At 74.6% G+C, this 7182-nt stretch carries 5 protein-coding genes; 2 read left to right on the forward strand and 3 right to left on the reverse strand.

The window, feature by feature from the left end:
- Positions 1 to 182 precede the first annotated feature (182 nt).
- Positions 183 to 437, forward strand: a complete 255-nt coding sequence (locus DZF91_RS31005) for a hypothetical protein (RefSeq protein WP_235834680.1) — start codon at positions 183 to 185, stop codon at positions 435 to 437.
- Positions 438 to 557: 120 nt separating this feature from the next.
- On the opposite strand, the gene DZF91_RS31010 is transcribed toward DZF91_RS31005, so the two are convergent.
- Entirely contained in the window at positions 558 to 2309 is a 1752-nt protein-coding gene (locus DZF91_RS31010; RefSeq protein WP_117360628.1) for a proline--tRNA ligase, read from the reverse strand.
- 76 nt (positions 2310 to 2385) lie between these two features.
- On the opposite strand from DZF91_RS31010, the gene proS reads away from it, so the two are divergent.
- The gene (gene proS, locus DZF91_RS31015) at positions 2386 to 3834 is read left to right on the forward strand and encodes a proline--tRNA ligase (RefSeq protein WP_235834681.1); all 1449 of its coding nucleotides are present in this window, start codon (positions 2386 to 2388) and stop codon (positions 3832 to 3834) included.
- Positions 3835 to 3957: 123 nt separating this feature from the next.
- Here proS and DZF91_RS42365 read toward each other — a convergent pair whose 3' ends face one another.
- Complete coding sequence (locus DZF91_RS42365) at positions 3958 to 6066, reverse strand: SpoIIE family protein phosphatase (protein WP_235834682.1); 2109 nt, start codon at positions 6064 to 6066, stop codon at positions 3958 to 3960.
- Between the two features lie 507 nt (positions 6067 to 6573).
- Positions 6574 to 7182: ANTAR domain-containing response regulator (locus tag DZF91_RS31025; protein WP_147341474.1), on the reverse strand; the 609-nt coding region annotated here is incomplete at its 5' end.

Genomic DNA, 7182 nt, shown 5'->3' on the forward strand with positions numbered 1-7182 from the left:
CGTCCCGGTCACCCCGCGCCCGGTCGCCGTGCCGCGCGCGGCCACTCCCGTCCCGGCGGCGGGCGGCGCGGGACGCGCCCCCGGCACCGGCCTCCTCGTCACCCTGAGCGTCTTCCGCACGTGAGGTGCCCCCGGCGGGCTCCGGCGTCCGCGCCGGACCGTCCGCCCACGCGCCCCGACCCGTGCAGGACGATGCGGAGGACGCCATGGGCGTCGAGAACGGTCCCACAAGCAACGAGAGATGGCGCTTCCACTGCCCGCGCTGCGTATGGACCTGGGAGCAGGTCTTCGAGGCGCGGCAGAGCGGCGCGCACACCGCCTGGTACTACGACGGCCTGCCCAGCCAGCCGCCGTGGATCGACCCCGGATGCCCCACCTGCGGAGCCGTCGCGAAGGCGTTCCCCGGTGGCATAGGGGAGGCGACCGCGCAGCCGTGACCGCGCCGCCATGAGCGCACCGCCCCCGCCCCACCGGACACCGGTGGGGCGGGGGCGCCGACGCGACGAACGAGACCGACGAACGAGACCGACGAACGAGACCGACGAACGAGACTCTCGTCAGCGGGCGAGAACGCCCCTCAGGTGGGTGACGGCCTCCGCGACCGGGATCTCGGCGGTCTCGCGGGTGGCCCGGACGGTGTGCTCGACCACGCCCTGGGCGAGGCCGCGCCGCCCGACCGTGACCCGGTGCGGGATGCCGGTCAGCTCGATGTCGCGGAACTTCACCCCCGCCCGCTCGGGACGGTCGTCGAGCACGGCGTCCACGCCCGCCGCGCGCAGCTCCCCGTAGATCCGCTCGGCCGTCCCGGCGACCTCGGGGTCGTCGGTCTGGGCCGGGACGACCGCCACCGCGAACGGCGCGACCGCCTCCGGCCACACGATCCCGTGCTCGTCGTGGTGGACCTCCACGATCGCGGCCATCGCGCGCTCGATCCCGATGCCGTAGCTGCCCATCAGGGGGTGGACGCGTTCGCCGTCCGCCCCGAGGACGGTCATGTCCAGCGCGCGGGTGTAGCGGTCGCCCAGCTTGAAGATGTGGCCGACCTCGATCGCCGTGAACACCTCCAGGGGCGTCCCGCAGGAGGGGCACGGCTCGCCGGCCGCCACCTCGCGCAGGTCCGCCCAGGCGGGGGAGGGGATGTCGCGTGCCACGTCCACGCCCCTCAGGTGCACGCCGTCCCGGTTCGCGCCGGTGACCATGCCCCGCCGGCCGCGCAGCGCCTCGTCCGCCACGACCGGGAGGCCCGTCACCCCCACCGCGCCGAGGCTGCCGGGCAGCGCGCCCAGCGCCGCCCGGATCTCCTCGGGCTCGGCGGGCCGCAGCTCGGACGCGCCCGTCGCGTCCGCGAGCTTCTGCTCGTTCAGGGTGTGGTCGCCGCGCAGCAGGACGAGCGTGACCCGCCCGTCCACCAGGTGGACCAGCGTCTTGATCTGCCGGTCGGCGGGCACCCCGAACCCGGCGGCCAGATCCTCGATCGTCCGCACCCCGGGCGTGTCGAACGCCTCGGGCGCGCCGGACGCACCGGCCTCGCCGGACGCACCGGACGGCACGGCCTCGCCGGACGGGTCCGTCCCGTCGTCGGAGACCGGAGCGAGGCGGGACGTCGCCGTCTCGACGTTGGCCGCGTAGCCGCAGGCCGGGCAGCGCACCACGGTGTCCTCGCCCGACTCGGACGGGCAGGCGAACTCGGTCGAGCCCGAGCCGCCCATGGTCCCGTTGGACGCCTCGACCGGCACCGCCGGGATGCCCAGGCGCTCGAAGATCCGGATGTAGGCCGCCCGGTACGCCGCGAAGGACGCGTCCAGGCCGTCCTGGTCGATGTCGAAGGAGTAGGCGTCCTTCATCGTGAACTCGCGCACGCGCACGAGCCCGCCCCGGGGGCGCGGCTCGTCCCGGAACTTGGTCTGGAACTGGTACCACTGCTGGGGGAGCTGCCGGTACGACGTCACCTCCAGGGCCAGCGTCGTGAAGATCTCCTCGTGGGTCATCCCCAGGGCCAGCTCGTTCCCGCGCCGGTCGGCCAGCCGGAACAGCTCCGGGCCGACCAGGTCCCAGCGCCCCGACCGCCGCCACGGGCCGGCCGGATGCAGCGTCGGCAGCAGCATCTCCTGCGCCCCGGCCCGCTCCATCTCCTCCCGGACGACCTGGATGATCCGCGCCCGGACCCGGACCGCCAGCGGCAGCAGCGAATAGTGCCCGGCGTGCAGCCGCCGGACGTACCCGGCGCGCAGCAGCAGCCGGTGGCTCGGCGCGTCCGCGTCCGCCGGATCCTGCCGCAGGGTCGGGACGAACAGGTGTGACCAGCGCATGCGGCGACCATAACGGTGTGGACGCGCCGTCGGCATCGCGTTATTGGGCGGTGCCGCTCGTCAGTACCCTGGGGGCGTGAGTCGAGAAGGTGTGACACCGCAGAGCGAGGATTTCTCCGCCTGGTACAACGAGCTGGTCGTCCGCGCCCAGCTGGTGGACCGCGGCCCGGTGCGCGGCACGATGGTCATCCGACCGTACGGCTACCGGGTGTGGGAGCTGCTCCAGGCCGACCTGGACCGCCGGATCAAGGACGCCGGGCACGACAACGCGTGCTTCCCGATGTTCATCCCGGAGTCCTACCTCAAGCGCGAGGCCGAGCACGTCGAGGGCTTCTCGCCGGAGCTGGCGGTCGTCACCATCGCGGGCGGCAAGCAGCTGGAGGAGCCGCTGGTCGTGCGGCCGACCTCCGAGACGGTCATCGGCGAGTACATGGCCAAGTGGATCGACTCGCACCGCGACCTCCCGCTGCTGCTCAACCAGTGGGCGAACGTCGTCCGCTGGGAGATGCGCCCCCGGATGTTCCTGCGCACCACCGAGTTCCTCTGGCAGGAGGGGCACACCGCGCACATCGACGAGGCCGACGCGATGCGCGAGACCATGTGGGCCCTGGACGCCTACGCCTCGGTCGCCCGCGAGCTCGCCGCCATGCCCGTCGTCCCGGGCGAGAAGACCCCCGGCGAGCGGTTCGCCGGGGCCGTCCGGACGTACACGATCGAGGGCATGATGCGGGACGGCCGCGCCCTCCAGGCCGGCACCTCGCACTACCTGGGCACCAACTTCGCCAAGGCGTTCGAGATCCAGTACCAGGACGAGGACAAGAACCTCGCCCTCGCGCACACCACGTCCTGGGGCATGTCCACCCGCATGATCGGCGGCGTGATCATGACCCACGGCGACGACAAGGGCCTGGTGCTGCCGCCGCGGCTGGCGCCCTACCAGGTCGTGATCGTCCCGATCGGGCGCAAGGAGCAGGGCGAGGAGGCCGCCGCCGAGGCGCGCCGCCTGGCCGGCGCGATCAAGGCCATGGGCATCCGCGTGCACGTGGACGACAAGCGCCCGCAGCTCTCGCCCGGCTTCAAGTTCAACGAGTGGGAGATGCGCGGCGTCCCGGTCCGCATCGAGCTCGGCAAGCGCGACATCGAGAACGGCGTCGCCACCCTCGCCCGCCGCCTGCCGACCGTGGAGGGCCAGGGCAAGGAGCAGATCCCGCTGGAGAAGGTGCCCGAGCTGCTGCCCGGCATCCTCGCCGACTTCCAGTCCTTCCTGCTGGCCCGCGCCGAGGCGTTCCGCGAGGAGCACACCGCCGACGTCGGCTCGTGGGACGAGTTCGCCGCCCAGGTGGCCGGCGGCTGGGCGCGGGCCCTGCACTGCGGGCGCACCGAGTGCGAGGACGAGATCAAGGCCGACACCTCGGCGACCCCCCGGGTCATCCCGGCGGAGGCCCCGGAGGAGAGCGGCACGTGCGTCCGGTGCGGGCAGCCGTCCGCCTACGGCAAGCGCGTGATCTTCGGCCGCGCCTACTGATCATCGGACCGGCCCGGCGGGCCGGACGGCCGAGGGGCCGGACGGCCGAGGGGCCGGAGCGATCCCGATCGCTCCGGCCCCTCCGCCTTGTCCGGGTCGTCTGTACCGGGGCGTCTGCGCGGGTCAGTTGAGGGACGGCGGCAGGACGCGCATCGCCAGCATGGACACGTCGTCCCGCAGGTCGCCGTCGCAGAAGTCGAGCAGCGACCGCTCGACCGCGCCCAGCATGTCGTCCACGGACCCGCCGGCGTGCGCGGCGAGGGTCTCCAGCAGCCGTGCCTGCCCGAACTGCAGGCGCGCCGCGTCACAGGCCTCGAGCACGCCGTCGGAGTGCAGCAGGAGCGTGTCGCCGGGCGCGAGGTCCAGCGTGTCGGTGCCGGGATCGAAGTCCTCGAACAGGCCGAGCGGCACGCCGCCGCGGGACGCCGTGAGGATCACGCCGTCCCCCCGGACCACGATCGCCGGCGGGTGCCCCGCGATGCCCAGCGTCACCCGGACGCCCTCGCCGCGCCGGACGATCCCGGCGAAGACGGCGGTGACGAACCGGTCCTCGGTCAGCAGGGTCTCGTTGACCGTCGCCAGCACCTCGCGGGGGTCGGTCTTCCACCGCGACACCAGCCGGACGGCGTGCCGGGCCGTCGCGGTGACCGTCGCGGCGTCCTCGCCCTTGCCGACCACGTCGCCGAGGACGAGCCCCCAGCCCTCCTTGGCGGGGAACGCGTCGTAGAAGTCGCCGCCGACCTCGGTGCCGTCCGTCGCCGAGGTGTACCGGGCGGCCAGCTCCAGGCCCTCGATCTCCGGCAGCCGCCGCGGCAGCAGGCTCGCCTGCAGCGACTCGGCGACCGCGGCGCTCCGCCGGTACATCCGGGAGGCCCGGATGACCATCCCCAGGTAGCGGCCGATCCGCTGGCAGACCGACAGGTCCAGCAGCGAGAACGGGCCGTGCTCGCCGCGCCCGGCGAGGGTGATCACGCCGATCGGGCGGTCCCCGTCGGTGACCGGGACGCACAGCACGGACGTCGCGCCGATCGTGCTCAGCACCGGCCGCCCGTCCGGGCAGGAGCCCAGCAGGTCCAGCTCCTCCGCGTGCGGGCGCAGCGCGCTGTGGCCGGTCTCGAAGACCGTCCACGGCAGCATGCCGGGCGCCGGGTCGGCCGCGGCGAGACCGCGCGCCGCGTCCTCGGCCCACTCCTCCTCGGGACCCATGACGACCTGCCGCCGGGGCGTCGCGTCGCCGTTGCGGACCGCGGCGGCCTGGCCGGTGCCGTCGGGCTGCCGCTGCGGCACCAGGTCGATGAACACCCACTCGGCCAGCTCCGTCGCCAGCAGCCGGGCGCACCGCCGGACGGCGACGGTCTCGTTGAACACCGGCTCGTCGAGCAGCAGCTCGGTCACGGCCGACAGGACGTCCATCCGGTGCACGAGCGACGCGACGGCCTCGTCCCCGGAGGACTCCACCACCCGGACGCCGTCCTGCGCGTCCCCGGCCGCGGCGGGCGCGACACCGTCCACCGGCGCCCGGCTCGTCCGCCGTCCCGCCTGCTCGCCCGTCTCGGCCGCCGGTGCGACGCCGACGGCGTCCAGCGCGACGGTGCCCGCGCCGGCGGAGGGGGCCGCGCCGCGTCCCCAGCGCCCGCTCTCGGCCCCGCTGTCACCCGAGGCGTCCAGCGGCGTCGAGGTGGGACCGGCGACCACGACCACCATGGGGTCGGGCTCGCCGCGGATCCACACCCGCGCGAGCGTCACGACCGCGTCCACCGGACGCTCCCGCCCGAGGAACCGGACCGGGACGCGGCACCGCCGGCCGGTGCGGATCACGGCCGCGAGCTGGGAGCGCAGCGGAGCGCGCGTCGCCAGGTCGCAGAACGCGGTGAACTGCTTGCCCGAGACGTACCCGGTGGACGTGCCGAGCAGGTCGGCCGCGTGCTTGTTGACGCGCCGCACCCCGGTGTCGCGGTCGAGCAGGAACAGCGGGACGGGCGCGTCGGTGAAGACGGTCTTCAGGACCCGCCGCTCGTTCTCGGCCGCCGCGGCGCGTCCGGACGCGCCGGAGTGGTCGCCGCCGACGCTCCGCAGCGCCGCGACCGCCAGCTCCAGTTCGACCAGCGCCGCGTCCAGCGTCGCCCGCGCATCGGAGTCCGGCCGCTCGGCGGCGCGCCGCAACTCCTCGATCCGGCCCTCCAGGCCGGCGACCTCGCGCAGCACACTCTCGGGGTCGAGCTGCTCGGGCATCGAACCCCTCCCTCTCCACCACGCATGCTGAGACCGGCCCACTGCCGGCCGACCGCCGACACGACCGCGGGTCGGCCTTCGCAGCCTATTCCCGGAATGGCCCGCCGTGTACGAAGACGGACCCGCCGCCCCCGACCGTGCCCCGGCCCGCCACGGCATCCCAATTCACCCACGCCGTCCGGCCGTCCGCCACCGAATCAGCCTCTCTGCCTGCGTACCCTTCCCGGTCCGCGCCACCCGTGCACCGGTGCCCGGCCCCCGTCCGCCGGGGGAGCCGCCGCGACCGGCGTCCCGCCCACTGAGACGGCCACCACATGACAAATCACCCATAGGCGGCGAAATATGGGCTCGGTGGACGGGAGGTGAAGCGCTCCGGTGCCCGTTCCGCGCGCGGTCAGGGTCGCGGCCGGGGCATCGTTCCGGAGTGGGACCGGGCCGTTGTCCGGGAGCGGGGTCGTGTCGTCGTCCGGGAGCGAGGCCGGGCCGTTGTCCGGGAACAGGGCCGGGTCAGGAGACGCCCCGGCCTCCGACGATGCGCTGTGCCAGGGCGGTGAGCTTGAGGTGGCGGGTCTGGGAGATCCGGCGCATCTCGGCGAACGCCTGGTCGGCGTCGCAGCCGAGGGCGTGCATGAGGATGCCCTTGGCCTGGTCGACGATGGCGCGCGACTCCACCGCCTCCCGGAGCTGGGTGGCCGTCCGGTTCACCTCGTCGTACTGGAGCGCGTTCGACACGGCGGCGCTGCCCTGCGCCGCCAGCAGCGACGTCAGCGCGTGGTCGGGGTCGAGGCAGCCCGGCGTCAGGCCGTAGAGGGTGAGCGTCACCAGCACCGGCGGGTTGACGTGCGGAGTCGTGGTGAAGCAGCGGACCCCGCGCCGCAGCATGTCGGAGGTGGTCTCGGCCCAGCGGGCCTCCGCCAGCACGTCGTCGGCCGTGAGCGGACGGCGGGTCGCGACGACCTCGAACACCGGGCCCTTGCCCCGGGCGAGCTGCCGGTCGGTGATCTCGGCCAGCTCGGGATGGCTGGCGGCGTAGGCGAGCGGCTCGGCCGGCTCGGCGGCGGCCCCCGCAGCGGGCGCCCCCTCGTCGGGCACGGCCCAGCGCACGGCGGACGCCCC

This window comes from Actinomadura logoneensis (assembly GCF_003428695.1).
Classification (GTDB): Bacteria; Actinomycetota; Actinomycetes; order Streptosporangiales; family Streptosporangiaceae; genus Spirillospora; species Spirillospora logoneensis.

Bases quoted from the DNA above. Each gene is read 5' to 3' on its own strand.
- DZF91_RS42365 (WP_235834682.1), bottom strand. From the start codon at position 6,066: ATGCCCGAGCAGCTCGACCCCGAGAGTGTGCTGCGCGAGGTCGCCGGC.
- DZF91_RS31010 (WP_117360628.1), bottom strand. From the start codon at position 2,309: ATGCGCTGGTCACACCTGTTCGTCCCGACCCTGCGGCAGGATCCGGCG.